Annotated in this window: 2 protein-coding genes; one reads left to right on the top strand and one right to left on the bottom strand. The window is 70.0% G+C overall.

The window, feature by feature from the left end:
* Positions 1-738: AAA family ATPase (locus tag DBR34_RS23365; protein ID WP_258223991.1), on the top strand; the 738-nt coding region annotated here is incomplete at its 5' end.
* Positions 739-769: 31 nt separating this feature from the next.
* Here the strand turns inward: DBR34_RS23365 and DBR34_RS15680 are convergent.
* Positions 770-1,666 carry a DMT family transporter gene (locus tag DBR34_RS15680; protein WP_258223990.1) on the bottom strand — a complete coding sequence of 299 codons (897 nt, stop codon included), beginning with the start codon at positions 1,664-1,666 and terminating at the stop codon, positions 770-772.
* Between the last annotated feature and the right edge of the window lies 1 nt (position 1,667).

Genomic DNA, 1,667 nt, shown 5'->3' with positions numbered 1-1,667 from the left:
CTGCTGGTGGAGCGCCGTGGCGCGCGCGTGCGGCGCCGCAGCGGGCAGGGCTGGGAAGGCCTGGACGAATCGCTGTCGGCCTTCGACAGCGTGTTCACCCAGCTGGCCGATCCCCAGCGCATGCCCGAAGTGATGCAGTTGCGCGAGTACATCCGGCGCTGGCGCTTCCACGACCATTTCCGCACCGACAGTGGCGCGCCGGCACGGCAGCCCACGCTGGCGATCCGCACCCCGGTGCTCAGCCACGATGGCCACGACCTGGCGGCGGCCTGGCAGACGATCCTGGAAATCGGCGATGCGCCTGCGCTGGTCCGCGCGGTGGACGATGCCTTCCCGGGCGCACAGGTGCACATCGACGCACACGAGGGACGCCTGGCGCTGAAGTTCTCGCAACCGGGCCTGTTGCGGCCACTGGCGGCGACGGAGCTGTCCGATGGCACGCTGCGCTACCTGCTGCTGGTCGCCGCGTTGCATACACCGCGACCGCCGCCGCTGATGGTGCTCAACGAACCAGAAACCAGCCTGCACCCGGACCTGTTGCCTGCGCTGGCGCGGCTGATCATCGCGACCAGTGCACGCAGCCAGCTGTGGGTGGTGTCGCACGCCAGCCGGCTGATCGCGGCACTGCAGGCCGCACCGGCCTGTCACACCATCGGGCTGCACAAGCCCTTCAGCCGAACCGAGGTGATGGGGCAGGGGCTACTGGACGCACCTGCCTGGCACTGGCCGTCGCGCTAGGTGCCCAGCGTCGATCGGTACGGCGCGGCGTTCAATCGGCGACGTTGTGCGCCTCGGACGTGCCCAGGATCTCCGGGTGCTGCACCCGCTTGCGCCGGTTCAACAACGGGTGCAGGAACACCGCGCCGACGATGATGGCCACGCCGACGTAGAACACCGGGGTCAGCTCACGCTGTTCGCTGAGCAGCACCATCGCCAGCAGGATCGCGTACACCGGCTCCAGGTTGGTGACCAGCTGCGAGGTGTAGGCGCTGATGTGGCGCAGCGCGACCAGGGCCAGCGCAAACGGCAGCAGGGTGCAGACCCCGGCCAGCACCAGCAGCAGCACGCCGTCGTGCAGGCTGGGCACCACCCACAACGGGCCGGCCAGCGGCGGCAGCAGGAACGGCAGCAGGGGTGCCAGCACGGTCAGGGTGACGGTACCGGCACCCAGTTCCAGCGCCGTCACCGTGAGCGGGTCGGCATGGCTCACCAGGCGTTTGTTGAGCGACCCGAACACCGCCACCAGCAGCGCCGACAGCGCCCCGATCAGCACGCCAAGGCGCATGCCATGCGGCACGCCGCCCACCACCAGCGCCACGCCCGGCAACACCGCGATGCCGAAGGCCAGTTCGCGCAGCTGGAACGGTCGCTTGGCCACCCACGGTTCGATCACCGCGGTGAACACCGGGGCCAGCGCGATGCAGGTGGCGGCCACCGATGCATTGGCCAGCTTCACCGCGCCATAGAACGTAAGCCAGTGCAGCGCGACCAGCGCGCCGACCCCGCAGTAGCCGGCAAACAGCGCCGGCGACAACTGGCGCAGGCCGCGCCAGACCCGCGGCAGCACGGCCAGCATCGCCACCACCAGCAGCATGCGCCACCACACCAGGGGCAGCGCGGGCAGGGTGATCAGCTTGCCGAGGATGGCGGTAATGCCCCACAGCAGC

The sequence above is a fragment of the Stenotrophomonas sp. HMWF003 genome, assembly GCF_003061285.1.
Classification (GTDB): domain Bacteria; phylum Pseudomonadota; class Gammaproteobacteria; order Xanthomonadales; family Xanthomonadaceae; genus Stenotrophomonas; species Stenotrophomonas maltophilia_AP.
Note: the sequence above shows the minus strand (reverse complement) of the source record. Positions and strands in the feature narration are given on the sequence as shown.